This is a genomic window from Longimicrobiales bacterium, assembly GCA_035764935.1.
Lineage (GTDB): Bacteria > Gemmatimonadota > Gemmatimonadetes > Longimicrobiales > RSA9 > DASTYK01.
The window spans coordinates 1-20,572 of sequence record DASTYK010000024.1; the positions used below are offsets into that span (position 1 = coordinate 1).

The window sequence follows — 20,572 nt, forward strand, 5'->3', positions numbered from 1 at the left end:
CCGAGCGCGCCGTACGTGAGCCGCACCCGGTCGGGTCCTGCGTACAGGCGGAGGGGCAGCTCGGGATGGCTGTCATCCTCCGCGCAGACGTGCAGCCCATCCCACACCGGCGGCTCGGTCGCGCGCGTTACATGCCAGTCCGCCGACTGCACCCCGACCACTCCGGCCAGCTCCGGAAAGGCCAGGCTCGACTCGAGGATGCCGCCGAAGGCGTAATGGCGCTCAGGCATGTGCATTCAACCCGCTGCGGTCTGTTGATCGATCATTCCCTGCTCCTGGAGGGATGCCGACAACTCGCGGTAGAGCCCGACGAGTTGCGCGTCCAGCGCTTCGTCCTCCTCCCGCTGCTGCAGCACGCAGTGCTGCCACTGTGCGCGTGCATCCTCGACCAGTCCCGCACGGCAGAGTGCGAGCCCCAGGTTGGCGCGCGCCGCGGTGTACGTCGGGTTCTGCGCGAGCACCGACTGCAGCTCCCGCATGGCCGCTTCCAGGAGGCCCAGCTCGATCAGGGTGCGTGCAAGGCGGTTGCGGATGTCGATGAAGGAAGGCCGGATTGCCGTCGCTCGCCGGTACTGCTCGGCTGCCTCGACGTGGTGGCCATGGTCCGAGTAGAGGTCGCCGAGCTCGGCATGCATGTTGGCGAGGCGGGCGGCCAGCCGTGCCGGGTACCGCCCGCCCTGTTGCTGCGCCTGTGCGGCCTGTGCGCCACGCCGGGCCGCCGCCTCGGCTTCCGCGCTGCGCCCCGCACTGCGCAGCGTCCGCGCGCGGTTGTCGTGCGCCTCCACGTAGTCCTCGTTGATCTCGATCGCCCGGTCGAACGCCTCGATCGCTTCCTCCAGGCGGCGCAGCCCGGCCAGGCAGCAGCCGCGCAGGTTGTGCACGTCGGCATAGCCCGGCGCACGCTCTGCCGCACCATCGAAATCATCGAGGGCGCGGGCAAATGCGCCGGCGGCGAGTGCGGCACGGCCGCGCATGATCAACTGCTGCGTCCTCGATCCTGGCATTCCTCACATCCGATCAGGCGACTTGTGAGCTGGCTGTCACCGTGGCTGGTGAACGCGTCGGCGCCCTGCCACTCAGCGGTGGCACCAGCACCGCGGGTACGGGACTGACCGGCCTGGCGGCCGGGACTGTGGTGACACGCGGTGCGACCCACTCCGACTTCCGGAGCGGAGGCTCGCATTCCGGCACGAGGTGCCGGATCGCGTTCAGCAGATCCTCGCGCGTTGCCAGGGTGAGGGCAGCCGCGAGACAGTCGAGTCCACGCTCTAGCTCGGTCCGATCCGTTTCGTCCGTCTGCACGATGCGGATCTTTTCGATCCCCGTCGCGACCGTCTGCTCGACCTGCGACATCAGCTCCTCGTGCAGCTTCTCGCCCGGCCTGAGGCCGGTGAACACGATCGGCACGTCGCGGTACGGCTCCAGTCCCGACAGGCGGATGAGGTTCTCGGCCAGAGAAACGATGCGGACCGGCTCCCCCATCTCGAGCATGGAGATGCGACCGGCCGCCTCGGGCATCACGGACGCCTGCAGCACGAGCTGCACGGCCTCGGGGATTGTCATGAAGTAGCGGGTCACGTCGGGATGCGTGACCGTGAGCGGCTGACCGGCAGCGAGCTGGCGCTTGAACAGCGGGACCACGCTGCCGTCGGAGCCGAGCACGTTGCCGAAGCGCACCGCGCGGAAATCAGTGCCCGACGCACGCAGTGTCGGCCAGCCCAGCACGATGCGCTCCGCGATCCGCTTGCTCGCCCCCATCACGCTGGACGGACGCACGGCCTTGTCCGTCGAGATCAGCACGAACTTCTGCACGCCGTAGCGCGCCGCGCACTCCGCGAGGCGCAGCGTGCCGAACACGTTGTTGCGCACCGCCTCGACCGCGTTCTCCTCCATCAGCGGCACGTGCTTGTAGGCGGCGGCATGGAAGAGGTGCGTGGGCTCGTGCAGCGCGAACAGCTGCTCCATGCGCGCGGTGTCGGTGACGTCCGCGATCACCGGCACGACCTCCAGCCCGGGGTACGCGCGGCAGATCTCGAGGTGCGCGAAGTACAGCGGGCTTTCCGCCTTGTCGACGAGCAGCAGCCGGCGCGGCTGGAAGCGCGCGATCTGCCGCAGCAGCTCCGAGCCGATCGAGCCCGCACCGCCCGTGATCATGACCACGCGATCCGCCAGGTTGGACTCGACGGCGTCCAGTGACAGACGCACCGTCGAGCGACCGAGCAGGTCCTCGATGTCGACGGAGCGGAGCTGGCTCAGGCGCGCCCGGCCGTCCACCAGCTCCTCCAGCGACGGCACGACCTTGAACTCGATCTCCGTTTCGGCACAGCGCTCCACGATGCGCTGCATCTGCCGGCGGTCCGCGGACGGCAGCGCAATGACCAGCAGCTCGATGTGATGCGCTTCGCACAGGCGCGGCAGGTCGTCGGTCGTGCCTTCGACGCGCACACCGTGCAGCTGCATGCCGAGCTTCGCGGGATCGTCGTCGACCAGGAGGATGGGCTGGATCTGGTTGCTGTCGTAGCGCCGGAACTGGCGGAGCAGCGCTTCCGCTGCGTCACCCGCGCCGATGATCAGGGCACGGCGCCCGCGCTCGGCGCGCCGCCGCCACATCCGCTGCTCCCGCGCGCTCCGAACCGCGAAGCGCACCCCACCGAACATGCCCATCGCGATCAGCCAGTCCAGCACGAGCAGCGAGCGCGGCAGCTCCCGGAACTCGCCCACCATGAAGAGCACGACGAGCAGGCCCATGGAGCTGACCGACACGGCCTTGAGCAGGTCCATCAGGTCCTGCATCCCGGCATGCCGCCAGGACCCCTCGTACAGGCGGAAGTACGAGAACGCCGCCAGCCGCAGCGCCAGCAGGACCGGCGCGGTCGCCCAGAACAGGTCCATCCAGCGGGACGGCACCGGGATGTCGAAGCGGAGTGCAAAGCCGGCAAAGTACGCCAGGGGGATCAGCAGGACGTGGGCGGCGAACAGCAGTGGCTTGCGCACGCGGCGCATGTTGAAACGCATCTCCTGCACCCTGTTCTCAGCGCTCACCCGGCAGCGCTCATTGCTGGCTGTGCGCGCGCCGTTTCGACGGTGTTCAGGATGACACCGGCAACGCGCTCGAGGTCCCCACGCGACAGGTTGGATCCGGACGGCAGGCACAGACCCGCCGCGAACAGGTCTTCGGCGACCCGGCCGCCGATCGTCTCGCACGACCGGAACACCGGCTGCAGGTGCATCGGCTTCCAGACCGGCCGCGCATCGATGTTCTGCGCGGCCAGCGCGAGCCGCAGGTCCTCGCGGCTCACCCCCAGCACGCACGGATCGACGGTCAGACACGTCAGCCACCGCGTGTGACGACCCCACGGCGCTTCCGGCATGAACGCGACCCCCGGCAGGTGCCCCAGCGCCTCGACGTAGAAGGCAAAGTTCGCCCGGCGAGCGGCGACCCGGTCCTCGAGCAGGTGCAGCTGTGCGCGGCCGATCGCGGCGAGGACGTTGCTGAGCCGGTAGTTGTAGCCGATCTCGGCGTGCTCGTAGTGCGGCGCCGGCTCGCGCGCCTGCGTCGCCAGCTTGCGTGCGTGCAGCGCCAGCGCATCATCGTCGGTCACCAGCACACCACCGCCCGACGTGGTGATGATCTTGTTGCCGTTGAACGAGAAGATGCCCGACTGTCCGAATGTGCCCGGGTTCTTCCCCTTGTAGAGAGCGCCCAGGCTTTCAGCGGCATCCTCGACGACCGGCACGCCGTGGAAGGTGCACGCCTCCATGATCGGATCGAGGTCCGCACTCTGCCCGTACAGGTGCACCACGACCACAGCGCGCGGCAGCCGGTTCACGCGCGCACGCCGGGCCAGCGCATCGAGCAGCAGGCCGGGATCCATGTTCCAGGTCGACCGGTCACTGTCGATGAACACGGGCGCCGCACCCAGGTAGCAGATCGGGTTCGCGCTCGCCGAGAACGTGAGCGTGCTCACGAAGACGTCGTCGCCCGCACGCACCCCGGCCAGCTTCAGGGCGAGGTGCAGCGCCGCGGTCCCGCTCGCCAGCGCCACCGCGTTGCGCACGCCGACACACGCGGCAAACTCACGCTCGAATGCATCCACGTGCGGGCCGAGCGGCGCGATCCAGTTGCTCGCGAACGCATCCGCCACCAGGAACTCCTCGAGCCCGCCCATGTGTGGCGACGACAGCTCGATGCGTGTCGGCGTCGGTTCCGTGACGACCGGTGTAGCGCGCAGGTGCGCACTGGCTGGGATCTCGAGTGAGCTCGCTACTGGCACGGTGCCGCTCTGCTGATGGCGGGCCTTCGCGACGCATTGCGTCGAGGTTCAGCCGTTGGGTTCGCAATGCGTGTGCGCAGCGGTGGGATGGACCGCATCGGACGAATTTCACGTCTTCCTGCCGTTTTCTGCGTCAGGTCCATCCTCTTTTGTGCGACCCGATGTGGAACCGGACCTACTGCTGTCGAGACGCCTCTACACGGCACACCACAGCCGCACGCACGTGCGCACACTGCACTCGAAGTCGATCGACCGGGCACCACCGGGCGGAGAACGCGGCGGGTGACGTGCACGCGTGCGCGCGACCGTCCGTCTGCGCGACGCCGCATGCATATATGCACGCGCGCCTGACGCGACGCGCGCACGGCAGCTGTACCTGATGACTCGCGCCCACAGGTGGTGAGCGGAGCCCACAGAATGGGCGCGCATGGACGACGCAGCAGCACGGGAGCAAACAGCAGGCGCGACGGGTCCGGAACATGCCCCCGGGGAGTCCATCGAGACAGTGCAGGCGCATGTGCAGGCACGCGCCCGTGCACTCCCCAACATCACCTACCGGTACCGAGGCGTCATGCACGACGTCGGCTCGACCGTGACCGCGCCGCCGCGCCCATCACGTGCGGCCCTGACGCGCACTTTCGGCGCGGCGCAGGCCCACCTCAGGACTCTGTCGACCGTCCGCTCCGCGGACGTGGAGCGCTTCGGCAGCACCGCACTCCAGCTCGGGCTCGTGCTGACCGTGATCCACGTGTTCCAGGTGGAGCAGTCGTTCGGCCTGACCCGGATCCTTCCGCTCGTGTTCGCCGGCTTCCTCGTCAATGCGGTGCTGCCCCTGGCGTGGCGCCGGACATTCCTCGTGCTGCTCTCGCTTGGGGCGGCGTGGCTCCTGTTCGGCGTGGAGTACGGCACCGGTCTGATCGGGCTCGGGCTGGGCCTGCTGGCAGTCTGTCACCTGCCGATCCGGTTTGGCGCGCGCGTCGCCCTGCTGCTCCTGGCCGGTGCCGTCCTCGCCGGCGTCCGCGCCGAATGGATCCCGATCCCGTTCGGCCGCATGCCGCGCCTGCCCACGCTCGTGCTGCCGATCCTCGGGTCGATGTTCATGTTCCGCCTGGTCGTGTACATGTACGACCTGCGCCACGAGAAGAAGCCGGCGACCATGGCCGAGCGGATCGGCTACTTCTTCATGCTGCCGAACTTCTGCTTCCCGCTGTTCCCGGTGGTCGACTACAGCACGTACCGACGCACGTACTACGACCGCCCGGCGCTGGACATCTACGAGAAGGGCGTGCAGTGGATCTTCCGCGGCGTCGCGCACCTGCTGCTGTACCGGATCGTGTACCTGTACCTGGTGCCGGCGCCCGCCGACGTGCAGAGCCTGGGCGGCGTCGTGCAGGCCATGCTGACTACGTACCTGCTCTACCTGCGCATCTCGGGGCAGTTTCACCTGATCGTCGGCATCCTGTGCCTGTTCGGGCACAACCTGCCGGAAACGCACCGGCTGTACTTCCTCGCATCCAGCTTCAACGACTACTGGCGACGGATCAACATCTACTGGAAGGACTTCATGATGAAGCTCTTCTACTATCCGTCGCTGATGCGTGCGCGCGCGCTCGGGGTCATTCCCGCCATGGTGATCGCGACGGTCGTCGTGTTCGCGGGCACCTGGCTGCTGCACTCCTACCAGTGGTTCTGGATGCGCGGCAGCTTCCCGCTGCGTGCAACCGACGCGCTGTTCTGGGGCATTCTCGGCGGGCTGGTCGTGATCAACTCCGTGCGTGAAGCGCGGCGCGGCCGGGCGCGCACGCTGACGCGACCGGAGGTGACCGTTCGCAGCGCGCTGTCACTGTCGGCCAGGACGGTGGGAATGTTCGTGGCGATCACCGTGCTGTGGTCGCTCTGGAGCAGCTCGACCGTGGAGGAGTGGGTGACGCTCGTCGCCGCCGCCGGCAACAGCGGGCCCGCGGCATTCGCGCTGCTCGCCGTCGCGCTCGCGGCGCTGATCGCGATCGGCGCCGCGCTGCAGCTCGCCGGTGAGCGCCTGCGGCGACCGGCCCCGGAAGGACCACGCCCGCCACGCTGGTCGCCGGTGCTCGCCTCGGCTGCTGCCGCCGCGCTCATCCTGGTCGGGCTGCCCCAGACGCGCGCGTGGCTCGCACCCCCCGCGGCGGGACTCGTCGCCTCCCTGCAGGACGACGGGCTGAGCGCACGCGACGAGGAGATGATGGACCGCGGCTACTACGAGGGGCTGCTGGACGCAGATCGCTATACCAATGCACTCGCCACCGTGCAGGCACTTGCGGAACGGCCCGATGACTGGGGCGGCGCCGGTCGCGTGAGCCAGGTGACCGTGCCGCGCAACGACCTGCTCGACTACGAGAACCGGCCGCTCTACTCCGATGTCGTCAAGCTGGCCGAGCTGAACATCAACGAGTTCGGCATGCGCGACCGCGCCTACACACTGCAGAAGCCGCCCGGCGTCGTGCGCATCGCGTTTCTCGGTTCCTCGTACGAAGCGGGCGCCGGTGTCCGCGACGACGAGACGTACGAGAACGTCGTCGAGGACCGGCTCAACCGTGAGCTCGGCGAAGCGGGTGTGGGCTACGAGATCCTCAACTTCTCCGCCGCCGGCTACACCGTGCTGCACGGCTTCCTGATCGCCGAGCAGCGCGCGTGGAACTTCGAGCCCGATGCCGTGCTGTTCGCGCTGCACACCAACGAGGCCGGCGGTCGTCTGCTCTCGCACCTGCGCGTGATCGTGCAGCGACAGGTGGCGAACCCGTACCCGGAATTGCGCGAGCTGATCGCCAGTACCGGTGCGACGGCGGACATGAGCGAGCGGGAGATCGAGCGGCGGCTGCAGCCGATCCTGCCGGACGTCGCGCGCTGGAGCCTGTCCGAGCTGGCGGAGCGCTGCCGCAGCCGGGGCATCCCCTGCATCGCCACGTTCGTGCCGACCACCGCCCAGGCGGGCGGCGCACCCGCCGATCGCGTCGCCGAAGTGATGCAGATGGCCGAGGCCGCCGGCTTCACCACCTGGACGCTGGACGGCGCCTACGGCAGCTACTCCCAGGACCAGGTCCAGCTCGGCGAATGGGACGCACACCCGAACGTGCTCGGCCACCGGCTGCTCGCAGCGGGGCTTTTCGATCTGCTGGTGAAGAACCCGCAGGCGTGGCAGCCGCAGCGCACCGACGACGCCGCAATGACTGCGGCCGCACAGTGAACCAGTCGACCAGGGGATTGGGCGAAATGGAAGCGATGAACGCCACCGTCAAGGATTACATCCTGACCGAGTTCCTGCCGGGCGAGCGCCCCGACGCGCTCGACGAATCGACGCCGCTCATCACGGGCGGGATCCTCGATTCCATCGCGACGGTCCGGCTCGTCGTGTTCCTGGAGGAGCAGTTCGGCGTGCGCTTCCAGCCGCACGAGATGAGTCCTGACCACCTTGACTCGATCCGCGCGATCACCGATACCGTGCGCGCCAAGCGCGCCGAGCACGCATGACCGCCACACGCACGCTGCACGGCCTGCTGCAGCGGTCGGCCAGCGTGTCGCCGCAGGCGCCGGCCGTCGAGGACCCGGCGCATGACGCGTCCGCGACCTACGCAGAGCTCAGTGCACTGGTCGCCGAGGTGCGCGACGCGCTGACCAGGCTCGGCGTCAGCCGCGGCGACCGCGTCGGGCTCTGCACGCCCAAGTCGATCGGCAGCGTCGCCTCCATCTTCGGCATCCTGGAATGCGGGGCCGCCTACGTTCCGGTCGACGCGTCTGCGCCGGTCGAGCGCAACGCCTACGTGTTCTCCGACTGCGCCGTGCGCGCGGTCATCGTTTCGCGCCCGATCGTCGCCGCACTCGAGGCAGCCGTCGGACGCACACTCCCCGTGGTCACGGAGCTGCACGGCACACACGCGTACGGTGGCGACCTGGTCGTCGTCGACTACGGTAGCGGAGCACAGGCCGGCACAGCACCGGAATACGACGGCGAGCTGGCCTACATCCTGTACACGTCGGGCTCCACCGGCCGGCCCAAGGGCGTCGTGCACACGCATGCGAGCGCGCTCAGCTTCGTCGACTGGTGCTCGCAGGTGCTGCAGCCCACGCATCACGACCGCTTCTCCTCGCACGCGCCGTTTCACTTCGACCTCTCGATTCTCGACATCTACGTCCCGCTCGAGCACGGCGGCACGCTGGTCCTGATCGGCGAGGAGCTGGGCAAGCAGCCGCAGGTGCTCGCACCCGTGATCGCGCAGCGGCGCATCACCGTCTGGTACTCGACACCGACCATTCTCCGGCTGCTCGCCGAGTACGGCCGCATGCAGGAGCACGACTACAGCGCTCTGCGCCTGGTGCTGTTCGCCGGCGAGGTGTTCCCGGTCAAACACCTGCGCGCGCTGCAGGCGCTCTGGACGGCACCGGAGTACTACAACCTGTACGGCCCGACCGAGACCAACGTCTGCACGTACTACGCAGTGCCCAACCCGCTGCCGGCCGGGCAGACGGAGCCGTGCCCGATCGGTGTCGTGTGCGAGAACGACCGGGCACGCGTCGTCGACGAGCACGGCCACGATGTGCCGAAGGGGAACGAAGGCGAGCTGTGCATCGCCGGCGGCACGGTCATGCAGGCGTACTGGAACCTGCCGGAGCGGACGGCGCAGGGCTTTCACGTCGACAGCGCGGGCGAGCGCTGGTACCGCACGGGCGACATCGTGCGCGAGCAGGCCGACGGCATCTTCATCTTCCTCGGGCGGCGCGACCGCATGGTCAAGCGACGCGGCTACCGCGTGGAGCTGGGCGAGATCGAGGCCGCACTGTACCGCCACCCCGCGGTCGCGGAAGCGGCCGCCGTGGCGGTCAGGGACGCGGACGGCGGCGTCCTGATCCGCGCGTACATCACCGGCCGTGAGCCCGACGCCGCGCCGTCCACGATCGAGCTGAAGCGCTTCTGTGCCGGTCACCTTCCGCTTTACATGGTGCCCGACCAGTTCTCGATCCACGCGAGCCTGCCCAAGACGTCGACGGACAAGGTCGACTACCAGACGCTGCTGGGACTCGCCTGATGGATTTCACGATCTCCGATGAGCACCGGCTGCTCCGCGACGAGATCATCCGCTTCGCGCGCAACGAGCTGAGCCCCGGCGTGATCGAGCGCGACCGGAGCGGCGTGTTTCCGCGCGACCTGTGGCTGAAGTGCGGCGAGATGGGGCTGCAGGGGCTGCCGGTGCCGGAGGAGTACGGCGGCGCAGGCCTCGACCCGCTCGGCACTGCGCTCGCCCTGGAGGCACTCGGCTACGGCTGCGAGGACGGCGGCCTCACCTTCGCCATCTGCGCCCACCTCCTGGCCTGCGTCGTGCCCGTGTGGAAGCACGGCACGGAGGAACAGAAGCAGGCACTGCTGCCCGCCCTGTGCAGCGGTCGCATGATCGCGGTCAACGGCATGACCGAGCCCGGCTCCGGCTCCGACGCGTTCGCGATGCACACGCAGGCGCGTCGCAATGGCGCGGGGTACAGGCTGACGGGGAGAAAGACGTTCGGCTCCAACGGCCCGGTCGCCGACGTCGCGCTGGTGTACGCGCTCACCGATGCGACCAGGGGCTATCACGGCGGGGTCACGGCGTTCGTCGTGCCGACCGCCAGCGACGGCTTCAGTGTCGGCCAGAAGTTCGAGAAGATGGGGCTGCGCACGTCACCGATCAGCGAGCTGGTGCTCGAGGACGTCTGCGTGCCCGATGACGCGGTGCTGGGCGGAGTGGGCGGCGGCACTGCACTGTTCACCGAGTCCATGGAGTGGGAGCGCATCTGCATCGCCGCGGTGCACGTCGGCACGATGCAGCGGCTGCTCGAGCAGGCGACGTCGTACGCACGCACGCGCACTGCGTTCGGCCGACCGATCGGCAAGCACCAGGCTGTGGCGCACCGGCTGGTGGACATGAAGGTGCGCCTGGAGGCGAGCCGGCTGCTGGTCTACCGTGCCGCGTCGCGGCTCGACCACGCACGCGACATCGCGCTCGACGCATCGCTGGTGAAGCTGTTCGTGAGCGAATCGCTCGTGAAGAGTGCACTGGATGCAGTGCAGACGATGGGTGGCTACGGCTTCATGACGGAGTACCACGTCGAGCGGGTGCTGCGCGACGCGGTGGGCAGCACGCTCTACTCGGGGACGTCGGAGATCCAGCGCAACATCATGGCGGGCTGGATGGGTCTGTAGCGGGGTCGTCCAGCACGACCAGCTCGCGCTCCTGGAGCTGCAGCAGGAACTGCTGGACGTCGGCGGCGAGGTCGGCGGGCGGCGCGTCGAATGCGGCCTGGATCCGCTCCTGCAGCCTGCCGATCGTGACCGGCTCCGCGAGCAGGTCCCAGATCAGTGCACCGACACCGCTCAGGTCGTGATACGCGCCCGTGTCCAGGTGCAGCAGCACCGCCCCGCGCTCCCCGCTCAGCGGGTGCCAGACCACGCGATCTGCCCTGCGCGCGATGGTGTGCGGCGTGATCATGAGCGTATCGACCATGAAGGGCTCGCAGCAGGAAACGAGGCGTAACGGATGTCCGAAATGTGGCGCTCCCGAAGAGCCGATGTCCAGCGTGTCGTTCGGGCGCTGGTACTGGTGTGGCGCAGTGCGCCGACTGCGGCGACCATCAACGCGGTGCTGATCGTCGTACAGTCGATCCTGCCCCTGGCCGGGCTGTACATCTTCAAGCTGATCATCGACGCCGTCGCCGCGGGTGCCGCGGACGGCAATGTCAGCTTCGAGCGCGTTCTCCTGCTGATCGGACTGGCCGGACTGATCGCGGTTGCCGGCGTCGCCGCCGGCGCACTGGCCGCGCTGACCGGTGAAGTGCAGGCGCTGCAGGTCACGGACACGATGCGCGAGCGCCTCAACGAGAAGTCCATCGAGGTCGACCTCGCCTACTACGAGGACCCGCGCTACTACAACACGCTGCACCGCGCCCAGCAGGAAGCAGCGTTCCGCCCGATGCGGCTCGTCACCAACCTGACGGGCGTGCTGCGGAACAGCGCAGTCGCCGTCGGCCTGCTGGTCCTGCTCGCCAGCGTTCATGCGCTGCTCGCCACGATTACCGTGATCGCCGTGCTGCCGGCACTCCTTCTGCGCGTGCGACACTCGCGCCGCCTGCACCAGTGGCAGCGCGACCAGTCCGCCGCCGAGCGTCAGGCCGGGTACCTGGGGTGGCTGCTGAGCAATGCGGATCACGCCAAGGAGATCCGGATCTTCGAGCTGGGCAGTGTGCTGCACGATCGCTACCGCGCACTCCGGCTGGCACTCCGACAGGGGCGGATCCGTCTCACGCGTGCACGCACGCTTGCCGATGCCGCCACGCAGACCGGCGCGGCCCTGGTCGTGTTCGGATCCTACGCATTCATCGGCTACCAGACGCTGATCGGCGTGCTCACCGTCGGCGACCTGGTGATGTACTTCGGTGCGGTGCAGCGCGGGCAGAGTGCACTGCAGTCGCTCTTCACCGGCCTGGCCGCACTGTACGAGGACAACCTGTTCCTTTCCAACGTCGACGAGTTCCTCGAGCTCGAGCCGGCGATCCGTGCGCCGGCCGAGCCCCGGTCGATCCCGGTGCTGCGGGACCGCGGCCTGGAGTGCGAGAACGTGTCCTTCCGCTACCCGTCCAGTCCCGGCCCCGTGCTCGAGAACATCGACCTGGAGGTCCATCCCGGTGAGATGATCGCGCTGGTGGGGCCGAACGGCTCCGGCAAGACGACGCTCGTGAAGCTGCTCTGTCGCCTGTACGATCCCGATGCCGGTCACATCCGCTTCGGCGGAATCGACCACCGGGAGTTCGACCCGCGCGCGTACCGCAAGGCGATCGCCGTCGTGTTCCAGGACTATGCGCGCTTCCACCTGACCGCGCGCGACAACATCTGGTTCGGCGACGTCCGTCATCCGCCCATGGACGAGCGCGTGCGCAGTGCTGCCCGGCTGAGCGGCGCCGATGCAGCGATCGAGAAGCTGCCCAGGCGCTACGACAACGTGCTCGGCCGTCTATTCGCCGATGGACAGGAGCTCAGCATCGGCGAGTGGCAGAAGGTAGCGCTCGCCCGAGCGTTCATGAGCGACGCGCGCGTGCTGATCGTCGACGAGCCGACCAGCGCGCTCGATGCGACGGCGGAAGCGGAGGTCATGCAGGTACTGCGTCAATTGATGCACAACCGCGCAGCAATCGTGATCAGCCACCGCCTCGCGAGCGTGCGCTCCGCGGACCGCATCTACTGCATGGAGCGGGGACGGATCGTGGAAAGCGGCACGCATGATCAGCTCATGCAGCGCGGCGGGACGTACGCGCGCATGTTCAGCACGCAGGCCGCGATGTACGGGACGCCCGACGTCGCGCTGGAAACGTCGCTCTAGCGCGCCTCGCCGGTGCCGAGCGTGGCTGCAGCCGCCCGGGCACGGCCGTTGGACCTTGCCCGCTGCCCCAGCAGCAGCGGCACCGACCGGAGCAGCAGCCTGAACGGGCGGATGAACGCGTGCAGCGGGATCACCAGCCCGCCTGCCTTCAGCACCCGCCACTGCTTCGGGTCGCTCGGGGTGGTGATGCGGTACGCCAGGAAGCGGAGCCGATCGCGCAGCCGCTCGCGGGCGCGGTAGTGGAAGAGGTCGTCCTCCAGCCCCACGTAGGTTCGCTCCAGGTGACCGGCCCGCAGGCGGGCCGCTACCTCCGCACTCAACCGACGGGCCTGCCCATCCCGTCGGCCTGCCTCGAGCACCGCGCGCGGGACGTCCAGCCCGACGAGATCCTGCGCCAGGAGCATCCCGATCAGCACCATGCGTCGGACTCCGCGCGCCGTCGCCTTGTCGAGCAGATCATCCCACTCGGGGGGAGCCAGCCGGTGTGCGGATTCCGCCATGCTGCACAGCAGCTCCAGTCGCTGCCAGGAGTGCTTGGTCCCGTGCAGGCAGAGCAGCAGGACGAGCTCCGTCAGCGGGATACACCATACCTGCTGCCCGGCGATCCGCATCGACTCGAGATCCGGCGCGAGCCGGCTGAGCGTCAGCGGGTACGCATAGTCGCCGTTGGTGAATGCCCAGTGCAGCTCGAGGATGGTCCCGGTCGGACTCGCAAAGCCCGCACTGTAACGGCTGCGCAGCATGAACTCCCGCTGGCCGTTGAGCAGTCGTATCTGCTCCGTGTAGCCGCGCTCCATGAGCAGCCGCTGCATCGCGCGAACGTCGCGGCGACGAACAACGAGATCGAGATCGCGCGCCTGCCGCATCGCGGGCACGCCATAGAGCTGCCAGCTCAGGAATGGGCCCTTGTACGGCAGCACGGGAATGCCCCGCTCGCCTGCGGCGTGAATGAGCGTCAGCGCGTCGCCCGTGATGCGCAGCATCCGGAGCGCGTTCTGGTGCTCGAACTGTCGCATCCTCGCCAGTGCCTCGGCGGGCACGCGTCCCGGCAGGTGATCGAGGGTGTTCAGGACGAGAGGCAGCATGCGGTGCCCGATCGCGAGCGTGGCCACGCGGTCCCAGTCCAGTCCGCGCGACAGCAGCCCGTCGATGCGCTCGAGGCTGTCGGGTGCGGGTTGCGGACGACTGCAGTCGAACAGCAGCTGCATCTCCGCTGTGGCGGCCGGCTCGTCAAGCATTCGGCTGCGGGTGTTGGCCATCACTCTACTCGTCGAACGGCAGCAGTGGTGCAGGGGCGTTACCCGGCCGAAGGGGCCGGATTCGTTGCCGCGGGTGCGCAACAGGTGCGGAAGATGACGCCGGCCCGCCGCGACAGGTGGTCGCAACGGGCGCGTTCCTGCCGCTCAAGAGTCGCGCAATCTTACGCGATCCGTGAGTGCGTTCTGGCGGCGCACACAAAGCCGTACGGGGCATGAAGCTTGCCGCTTTTCCCACGCCGCGCGGTAGGTCAGCCGCGTCGGCTCTCCAACCACTTGATGCCGATCCCGGCATCAGGCAACCCCACCTCGGGCGCGCTCAGCGTAGCGCGCGGGAGGATTTGCGATGCGCTATGAACGCCCCCAGATAGCGGACCTGGGATCGATCGCGGCACACACCTTCATGCCGGACCCGGGCAACAGTCAGAGTCACAAGGGATTCAACAACCTGAACGGTGACCACGACTGCGAGCTGTCGCACAGCTTCGGCGACAACCCCAATGGCCCCGGCCACTGCGACGGCGACGATGGGAACCCGAGTCCCAACAACTGACGCCTGACCGCGGAGCTCTCCCGGTCGCTTGAGGAAGGGGGCACCGTCATGGTGCCCCTTTTCTTCACTCACTCAGTCTCACCATTGAATCAACGATGCCGACGCTAGCTGCCTGCCTGGGTGATGCCTCCTGCGGAGACGCCGTGAGGCGTATGCTCGAGACCGTTCCGGAACGGGGAACGCGAATCAGCGTCGTGCGTCTTGCCGACTTCGCTCTCGGCCTGGCGGAGGACGATCGCCGGCCGGATGAGGGGTCGATCTGCGAGCGCGACGGCTGGGCCGCAGGGGTCGTGGGTACCGTCGACAACCTGCAGCAGCTGCGTGGCGCCTCGCCGGCCGAGGCGGTGCTCGAGCTGATCCGGTCGAACGGACCGCAGGAATTGAATCAGCTGCGTGGTGTCTTCGCGGCAGTTGTCACGGACGGCCGACGTGCGTGGGCCGCCCGTGACCAGCTGGGAACCGAGACACTGTACTACCACGTCGCCGGGGACCGGCTGCTGCTGGTCAGCGAGCCCAAGCAGCTGACCGCAGTGCCGGGCGTGCACCTGCAGCCGGATCTCGAAATCGTCGAAGCAATTTTCTACGGTGAGAATTACGAGCCCGACCGGTCCGTGTACCGCAACGTCGGGCGCGTCCAGATGGCGTCGTACGTGGAATGGGACGCGACGCACCTGCGAGTTGGCCGCTACTGGCACCCGGCACGCCTGTTCGAGACCGCCCGGCTCTCTCCCGCCGACATCAGGGACCGCTTCGACGAGTTGATGTCACAGGCGGTCCGCAGAACGCTTCGGGGCGATGACGCGATCCTGCTGAGCGGCGGCATCGACTCGCCGGCCGTCGCTGCCTATGCCGGCTCGCGCGAGCGACAGAACGGGCAGCGGCCGGTCGGTGCAATTTCCGGTGTGTATCCGAAGCACCCGTCCGTGGACGAGACACCGCTGATCCAGATGCTGGCGAAGGAGTTCGGCCTCGAGTTGCACACGTACGAGCCGCCGCCGCTCAGCCTGAAGTGTCTCGCGCACTGGGTGCGGACGTTCGATGGGCCGTGGTCGGCATGGCACCCGGGACTCACCGAGTTCAGCTACCAGCTTGCCGCATCCCTCGGCTACAAAGTGCTGCTGACGGGTTTCTTTGCCGAGAACGTCGCCGACCTGCATCGTGGGCTCGTGCCGTACCTGGTGTCGCGCGGGCGCGTGCGTCCTGCAATGAAGCATCTGCGCTACCGCCGAGCCATCGGTACGACGCGCGAAGCGAATGCGCGACTGGTCGCGTCCACGCTGCTGCCCCGGTGGGTGATGGCGCGACGCCGGCGTCGCCTGCCCGTTGCCATCATTCCTTCCTGGATGGACAGGAACCGCCTGGCCGAGCGCGACGCCGCGATCACGGTCGCGCCACGCAACCAGTGGAAGACCGCGCAGCTCGGCTTCCTGAGCGGGCAGCACCCGTCGATGGAAGCGTTCGCGAAGCTGCAGGCGCGCTGGGGCATCCGCGCGCGTCACCCCTTCTCGGACGTGGACCTCTGGGAGTTCTTCGTCAGCCTGCCCGCACAGGACAAGCACCCGGACGGGCGCGGCAAGGCCCTGCTCCGCAACGTGCTGCGCGGCCGTGTGCCCGACGTGATCCTGACCCGCAGGAAAGTCGTGTTCAACGCATTCATCACCGATCGCATCGACTACGACTCGCTGCGGCACTGGCTCATCGATCCGGAAGTCCGCATACGCGGCATCGATTACCCGTTGCTGGCAGAGCGGCTCACCGCGCAGAACATGTCGATGTCGGAGTTCATGTCGGCAAAGGATCTGGCGACTGCGCATGCATTCCTGGCGCAGTGGTGACGCGTCGGTGCCCTCGCACCATCCAGCGCTCCGTCAATGTCAACGATTGCATCAAGCACGCGAAGGCACACTTGAGCAGACCCATCACCATCGCGGCCGCACCCCACGTGGCGTTCCGCAAGCTGAGCGCTGAGGGCGCCGTCGTGCTGCACCTGAAGTCGGCAGCCTACTTCCGACTGAACGAGCTCGGGGCAACCATCTGGGGCATGGTCCAGGACGAGACCCCGTTCAATGAAGTGGTGAGCCGCATCAGCTCACTCTATGAAGAAACGCCTGCCGAGCTGGAAACGGAGATCGCGCAGTTCGTCGACGAGCTGGCGTCGCGCGACCTGCTCACGGTCCGCCCGCTCAGCTGAACCGCAGCAGCTCCAGGTGCGCCCCCTTGCCCGGAGGCGGACCGACGTCGATGCCGCGGATTTCCACCCACGCATGGGCCATCGGTGAATCCGGCACTTCCGGCATCCCGATCACGAGCTCCGGCGTGTAGCCGTCCTCCCGCAGCAGCCGGTACAGCACCAGGCTGGTGATCAGGCAGCGCGCCTGCAGCGGTCCGATACGCAGGACGGCCGCGACGGCACGACCCAGGGTGCGCGGGTGCTGCGCGGCCCGGTGCGGGCGCGCGCCGTCCGCGAGCGCGTGCACCAGGTCCGGCAGTTCGCGGCGGCCCACCATGCGGCGCACCAGTACGAACGCCCGGAGGATCCTCGCCGCCGTGCGGCCGCGATGCGTCAGGCGCTGCAGGGTGTTCACGGTGCGCGACCCGCCTCGATCACCAGGTTCATGACATCCGGCAGGCTTTCACGCGTGAGCGGCCGCACCAGCTTCCAGATCGGAACGGACTCGGCAATGTGCGTGATGTCGTTGAAGCAGCGCGCGCGACCTTCCGACGTGGGCAGGTTGAGCGAGATCGCCCACAGGTCTTGGATCATCGAGACCGGCTCCAGCCGCTCCATCGCCAGCGTCGATCCCCGGTGCAGCAGCACGATGCCGGCGAGCGGCAGCGGATCGCACGTGCCGCGCTGCGCCGGCTCCAGCGCCAGGTGCACCTTCTCCGCATCGGCCGCAACCTCCCGCGCACCGGGTACGTCGAGCCACCGGGCGACGTCCCTGCGCAACCGGAGCACCGCCGGCCCGGGATACACCCGGGGCGTCGTCGTTCCGACGTCGAGGCGGATCAGGTCCTCCGACAGAAGCCGATGGCCCGCAGCCGACAGTGCGCCGGCCAGCGTCGTCTTGCCGTGATGACTCGGCCCCGTGAGGATGACGACCCGGCCGTCCACCTCGACTGCCGATGCGTGCAGCAGCAGGCCACCACGCGCCAGCACCAGCAGCGCGGCCGGCAACCCCCAGATCTCCGCCTCCAGCCATGCCGGCTCCGGCCATGGCGGGACCTCGATCGAACCGGCGGTGCTGTCCACGACGAACCAGCCGATGCCCTCCACGTCGACCGAGAACGTGCCGTTCCTCTCGTAGATGTGCGTCACCGCGCCATTGCGGCTCGTTCGCTGGGCGAGAAAGCTGCCGACCTGGTCCGGCGGTGACCCGTTCTCACGAACCAGCAGCGGCTCACCACCGCCGGAACGCAGGTAGTTGAATCGCGCCCGGGAGTGAACGGAGAATCCGTGAACCGAACCGGCTGACGCCGAACCGGCGGCCTGGCTCATCTGGGCTCCCGCCCGCGCACACGTCGATCAGGCGAGTCCCCACGGCATCCGATGGATGCGCGGAGCACTGACTGCGTGTGGCGGAGCTGCGAGTGGGTGGATCACCGGTGGTGTTCAGCCGTGATACCGCAACAGCCACGCCCGCGCGCACGGGCGACTGAACGTTGCGCCAGCGCCACACGCACGCGGGCCTGCGGCGCCGAAGTGTCGTGTCCATGCGCCTTTCCGCACACCACTGCCCGGCCCTGCATTTGCGCATTCGCCTGCCCGGACGCCCCTTCCGTTCACCAGAACCGAGCAATGCTGCCCAGACCCCACCCTGCCGTGCTGTTCGAGCCAGTTCCAGGCGGCGCGATCCTGCTGCACACGGAGAACGAGATCTACTTCGAGCTGAACGCGGTGGGTGTCGAAGTCTGGGAGCTGCTGCCGCCGGCGTGCACGCGCATCGACGAGGCCTGCGACAGATTGGCCAGCCGGTACCCGGACGTGCCGGCGGAATCGCTGCGCGCGGACGTGGTCGAGCTGCTGGACGGGCTGTCGACAGAGGGCCTCGTCATTCCCGCAGAGACGTAGTGCGCGCCGCCGTGTCGAGCTGGCCCGCCCGTCTCCGCGGACTGACACTCCAGGACATGCGCCTGCTGCTGGAAGCGCAGCGCGACCTGCTCGCCTGCCAGCTCGCGAAGTGGCTGCGGCCGGTCGGCAGGCTGCTCGACTGGGAGAACGCGTCGACCGGCGAGGACGTGCAGCCCGTGGCGAGCCTGCAGACGCTGCGCGCCGTCGGCTGGGCGGTCACGCGTGCTGCCAGCTACGGCGTGTTCCGGCCGCAGTGCCTCGTTCGCTCCCTCGCCATTCAGCGCATGCTCCGGCGCCGCGGCATCGCGGGCAGCACCATCCGCATCGGCGTGCGGCTGCAGGACGGCGCGTTCAGTGCGCACGCCTGGGTCGAAGTCGGTGGGCTCGTGATCGGCGATTCGCGCGCACACGTCGAGTCGTTCACGCGTATCACCGATCACCGGCTGGTCCAGCTGTGAACATGTCGGCCGCGACTGCAGTGCCCCTGTCCGAATCAGACATGCAGCCGGTGGACGCGCCGGCCGGATCGATCCGTCACATCGTCTCGCCCGAAGCGCGCGTGCTGCTGTACGCGATCGGCGCCACGACGGATCGTGCCGGGCTGCGCCGCACGCTCACGCATCCCGACTTCGCGTGGGACCGGCTGTTCGATCTCGCCATCCGCGAAAAGGCCGCACCCGCGCTGCACGAACTGCTCGCAGGGTTGTCCGCGGATCTCGTACCCGCGGAACCGCGGAGCCGTCTTTCCGCACTGCTCCGGCTCACGCACGTGCGCATGCTGCGTCTCGAGCAGCTCTTCCTGCAGGCAGTCGACACGCTGCAAGCCCAGGACGTCGATGCCGTTCTGCTGAAGGGCGCCGGCCTCGCCACCACGGTCTACGGCTCCTTCGGCGCGCGCCCCATGTACGACGTCGACCTGCTCGTCCGGCCTGACGATGCGCTGCGCGCATGGAACGCACTGCGCGCGAACGGATGGGTGCACGACGAGATCGAGCGGCCAGCGGAGTTCTATACGACGCACTATCATCTGCCTCCGCTCGACGATCCGCTGCGCAGCGGCCTCGCCGTCGAGCTGCACACGTCGCTCACGGACGGCGCGATCGAGATCGACTCGGAGATGATCCGCCGGGAGGCACGTGAGATCCGCGTGCGCGGCAGGCGTGTGCTCGTGCCCGCTGTCGAGCACCAGGTGCTGCACCTCGCGACGCACTTCGCCTGGACGCACGGCATGGCATCGGCGGGGTGGCGCACCTTTCACGACCTGCACCAGCTCATAACGAACACGTCCGTGGACTGGGAGCGCGTGGTCGCGATTGCGCAGGAGACACGCGCGACGACGTCCTGCTACTGGACGTTCCGGCTTGCGCAATCCCTCGCCGGCGTGAGCACGCCGGGCCCCGTGCTGGAGCGGCTGCGGCCACCCCGCCCCGAGGCCGTGCTCCGCGTGCTCGAGCGCCACTACGCCGGCGTGCTCTTCTTCGGCAGCCAGGTGCACTGCCCCTCCGTGCGCGTCACGCAGATGCTCTGGTCGGCCGGAATGGCTCCTCGCTGGTCGGGCCATGGCAGCACGCGCCCGTGGGAGCGCGGCGAGGTGTGGTCGGACACGCGCGGCATGGCCGCGCACGACTCGCTGCTCACGCGCCTGCGCGGCCATGCCCACCGCCTTGCGCACTGGCGACGCTACCTCGGCACGCTGGTACGCTGAGCGAGCGTCGCAGAATTGCCACAGTCGCATCCGGTTGCGACCGCGTCACCGTTGCCCGGCCGCAACAAGAAAACTCCGTCTCCTCTCGCAACCGCGCGGTCTCGCCCGCCGGAACCGTCGGTCCGGCAACCAGTTAGCCTATTGACCGAGCAGCGCGCCTCGCCCGGCCCCGCGGTTGCACCTGCCGCCACCGCGGAAGCGACGATGCTATCCACGGCAGCCAGGTCGATACCAACATGCAGACGATCCAGGAGAGCCGGATCCACACCCCGCCTTCGGCACCGCAGCGGAGCACGCAGCTCTATCATCACTTCACCGTGGACGTGGAAGAGTA

General features: G+C 68.5%; 19 protein-coding genes. 11 read left to right on the plus strand and 8 right to left on the minus strand.

The features are described from left to right. From VFU06_01625 to VFU06_01640, 4 genes are all read right to left on the minus strand, one after another. On the minus strand, positions 1 to 230 hold a 230-nt coding region (locus VFU06_01625; GenBank protein HEU5208083.1), incomplete at its 3' end, for a hypothetical protein. A gap of 6 nt (positions 231 to 236) precedes the next feature. Continuing rightward, positions 237 to 1,004, minus strand: a complete 768-nt coding sequence (locus VFU06_01630; protein HEU5208084.1) for a tetratricopeptide repeat protein — start codon at positions 1,002 to 1,004, stop codon at positions 237 to 239. 13 nt (positions 1,005 to 1,017) lie between these two features. After that, positions 1,018 to 3,015 carry a nucleoside-diphosphate sugar epimerase/dehydratase gene (locus VFU06_01635; protein ID HEU5208085.1) on the minus strand — a complete coding sequence of 666 codons (1,998 nt, stop codon included), beginning with the start codon at positions 3,013 to 3,015 and terminating at the stop codon, positions 1,018 to 1,020. A 23-nt stretch (positions 3,016 to 3,038) separates the two neighbouring features. Next, positions 3,039 to 4,274 (minus strand): aminotransferase class I/II-fold pyridoxal phosphate-dependent enzyme, encoded by a 1,236-nt coding sequence (locus tag VFU06_01640; protein ID HEU5208086.1) that lies wholly within the window; start codon positions 4,272 to 4,274, stop codon positions 3,039 to 3,041. Positions 4,275 to 4,791: 517 nt separating this feature from the next. Here VFU06_01640 and VFU06_01645 point away from each other — a divergent pair. Genes VFU06_01645 through VFU06_01660 form a run of 4 tightly spaced genes read left to right on the plus strand, consistent with a single transcriptional unit; the run spans position 4,792 to position 10,482 of the window. Further along, positions 4,792 to 7,497 carry an SGNH/GDSL hydrolase family protein gene (locus VFU06_01645; protein ID HEU5208087.1) on the plus strand — a complete coding sequence of 902 codons (2,706 nt, stop codon included), beginning with the start codon at positions 4,792 to 4,794 and terminating at the stop codon, positions 7,495 to 7,497. A gap of 26 nt (positions 7,498 to 7,523) precedes the next feature. Next, on the plus strand, positions 7,524 to 7,781 hold the full coding sequence (locus VFU06_01650) for an acyl carrier protein (GenBank protein HEU5208088.1): 258 nt from the start codon (positions 7,524 to 7,526) through the stop codon (positions 7,779 to 7,781). Beyond that, positions 7,778 to 9,334: an amino acid adenylation domain-containing protein gene (locus VFU06_01655; protein HEU5208089.1), complete on the plus strand. Its 1,557-nt coding sequence runs from the start codon at positions 7,778 to 7,780 to the stop codon at positions 9,332 to 9,334. The genes VFU06_01650 and VFU06_01655 overlap by 4 nt, the downstream gene beginning before the upstream one ends. Further along, positions 9,334 to 10,482 carry an acyl-CoA dehydrogenase family protein gene (locus tag VFU06_01660; GenBank protein ID HEU5208090.1) on the plus strand — a complete coding sequence of 383 codons (1,149 nt, stop codon included), beginning with the start codon at positions 9,334 to 9,336 and terminating at the stop codon, positions 10,480 to 10,482. The genes VFU06_01655 and VFU06_01660 overlap by 1 nt, the downstream gene beginning before the upstream one ends. On the opposite strand, the gene VFU06_01665 is transcribed toward VFU06_01660, so the two are convergent. Continuing rightward, positions 10,457 to 10,783, minus strand: coding sequence for a PqqD family protein (locus VFU06_01665; GenBank protein ID HEU5208091.1), 327 nt, complete (start codon positions 10,781 to 10,783; stop codon positions 10,457 to 10,459). The genes VFU06_01660 and VFU06_01665 overlap by 26 nt on opposite strands. A gap of 42 nt (positions 10,784 to 10,825) precedes the next feature. Between VFU06_01665 and VFU06_01670 the strand changes: the two genes are divergently transcribed. Further along, positions 10,826 to 12,652: an ABC transporter ATP-binding protein gene (locus VFU06_01670; GenBank protein ID HEU5208092.1), complete on the plus strand. Its 1,827-nt coding sequence runs from the start codon at positions 10,826 to 10,828 to the stop codon at positions 12,650 to 12,652. On the opposite strand, the gene VFU06_01675 is transcribed toward VFU06_01670, so the two are convergent. Beyond that, positions 12,649 to 13,890: a nucleotidyltransferase family protein gene (locus VFU06_01675; protein ID HEU5208093.1), complete on the minus strand. Its 1,242-nt coding sequence runs from the start codon at positions 13,888 to 13,890 to the stop codon at positions 12,649 to 12,651. The two genes, VFU06_01670 and VFU06_01675, sit on opposite strands and share 4 nt — an antisense overlap. 364 nt (positions 13,891 to 14,254) lie before the next feature. Here VFU06_01675 and VFU06_01680 point away from each other — a divergent pair, with 364 nt between their 5' ends. From VFU06_01680 to VFU06_01690, 3 genes are all read left to right on the plus strand, one after another. Next, positions 14,255 to 14,461: a hypothetical protein gene (locus tag VFU06_01680; protein ID HEU5208094.1), complete on the plus strand. Its 207-nt coding sequence runs from the start codon at positions 14,255 to 14,257 to the stop codon at positions 14,459 to 14,461. Positions 14,462 to 14,613: 152 nt separating this feature from the next. Continuing rightward, positions 14,614 to 16,296 (plus strand): asparagine synthase-related protein, encoded by a 1,683-nt coding sequence (locus VFU06_01685; protein ID HEU5208095.1) that lies wholly within the window; start codon positions 14,614 to 14,616, stop codon positions 16,294 to 16,296. A gap of 71 nt (positions 16,297 to 16,367) precedes the next feature. Next, on the plus strand, positions 16,368 to 16,652 hold the full coding sequence (locus VFU06_01690; GenBank protein HEU5208096.1) for a PqqD family protein: 285 nt from the start codon (positions 16,368 to 16,370) through the stop codon (positions 16,650 to 16,652). Here the strand turns inward: VFU06_01690 and VFU06_01695 are convergent. Together VFU06_01695 and VFU06_01700 are read right to left on the minus strand one after the other, a co-directional pair. Next, complete coding sequence (locus tag VFU06_01695) at positions 16,645 to 17,046, minus strand: lasso peptide biosynthesis B2 protein (protein ID HEU5208097.1); 402 nt, start codon at positions 17,044 to 17,046, stop codon at positions 16,645 to 16,647. The genes VFU06_01690 and VFU06_01695 overlap by 8 nt on opposite strands. Further along, positions 17,043 to 17,960, minus strand: a complete 918-nt coding sequence (locus VFU06_01700) for a hypothetical protein (GenBank protein HEU5208098.1) — start codon at positions 17,958 to 17,960, stop codon at positions 17,043 to 17,045. Before VFU06_01700 ends, VFU06_01695 begins: the two co-directional genes overlap by 4 nt. Before the next feature lie 300 nt (positions 17,961 to 18,260). Between VFU06_01700 and VFU06_01705 the strand changes: the two genes are divergently transcribed. The 3 genes from VFU06_01705 to VFU06_01715 are packed head-to-tail and all read left to right on the plus strand — an operon-like array spanning position 18,261 to position 20,238. Then, positions 18,261 to 18,533 carry a PqqD family protein gene (locus VFU06_01705; protein HEU5208099.1) on the plus strand — a complete coding sequence of 91 codons (273 nt, stop codon included), beginning with the start codon at positions 18,261 to 18,263 and terminating at the stop codon, positions 18,531 to 18,533. Further along, positions 18,533 to 18,991 carry a lasso peptide biosynthesis B2 protein gene (locus VFU06_01710; protein HEU5208100.1) on the plus strand — a complete coding sequence of 153 codons (459 nt, stop codon included), beginning with the start codon at positions 18,533 to 18,535 and terminating at the stop codon, positions 18,989 to 18,991. Before VFU06_01705 ends, VFU06_01710 begins: the two co-directional genes overlap by 1 nt. Before the next feature lie 41 nt (positions 18,992 to 19,032). Then, positions 19,033 to 20,238, plus strand: coding sequence for a nucleotidyltransferase family protein (locus VFU06_01715; GenBank protein HEU5208101.1), 1,206 nt, complete (start codon positions 19,033 to 19,035; stop codon positions 20,236 to 20,238). Positions 20,239 to 20,572 lie beyond the last annotated feature (334 nt).

Excerpts from the sequence above, each read along its gene's own strand:
- VFU06_01630 (HEU5208084.1), bottom strand. The coding sequence starts at position 1,004 with ATGCCAGGATCGAGGACGCAGCAGTTGATCATGCGCGGCCGTGCCGCA.
- VFU06_01715 (HEU5208101.1), top strand. The coding sequence starts at position 19,033 with ATGCAGCCGGTGGACGCGCCGGCCGGATCGATCCGTCACATCGTCTCG.
- VFU06_01680 (HEU5208094.1), top strand. The coding sequence starts at position 14,255 with ATGCGCTATGAACGCCCCCAGATAGCGGACCTGGGATCGATCGCGGCA.
- VFU06_01655 (HEU5208089.1), top strand. The coding sequence starts at position 7,778 with ATGACCGCCACACGCACGCTGCACGGCCTGCTGCAGCGGTCGGCCAGC.
- VFU06_01685 (HEU5208095.1), top strand. The coding sequence starts at position 14,614 with ATGCTCGAGACCGTTCCGGAACGGGGAACGCGAATCAGCGTCGTGCGT.
- VFU06_01700 (HEU5208098.1), bottom strand. The coding sequence starts at position 17,960 with ATGAGCCAGGCCGCCGGTTCGGCGTCAGCCGGTTCGGTTCACGGATTC.
- VFU06_01635 (HEU5208085.1), bottom strand. The coding sequence starts at position 3,015 with ATGCGTTTCAACATGCGCCGCGTGCGCAAGCCACTGCTGTTCGCCGCC.
- VFU06_01660 (HEU5208090.1), top strand. The coding sequence starts at position 9,334 with ATGGATTTCACGATCTCCGATGAGCACCGGCTGCTCCGCGACGAGATC.
- VFU06_01675 (HEU5208093.1), bottom strand. The coding sequence starts at position 13,890 with ATGCTTGACGAGCCGGCCGCCACAGCGGAGATGCAGCTGCTGTTCGAC.
- VFU06_01670 (HEU5208092.1), top strand. The coding sequence starts at position 10,826 with ATGTGGCGCTCCCGAAGAGCCGATGTCCAGCGTGTCGTTCGGGCGCTG.
- VFU06_01705 (HEU5208099.1), top strand. The coding sequence starts at position 18,261 with ATGCTGCCCAGACCCCACCCTGCCGTGCTGTTCGAGCCAGTTCCAGGC.
- VFU06_01650 (HEU5208088.1), top strand. The coding sequence starts at position 7,524 with ATGGAAGCGATGAACGCCACCGTCAAGGATTACATCCTGACCGAGTTC.
- VFU06_01665 (HEU5208091.1), bottom strand. The coding sequence starts at position 10,783 with ATGGTCGATACGCTCATGATCACGCCGCACACCATCGCGCGCAGGGCA.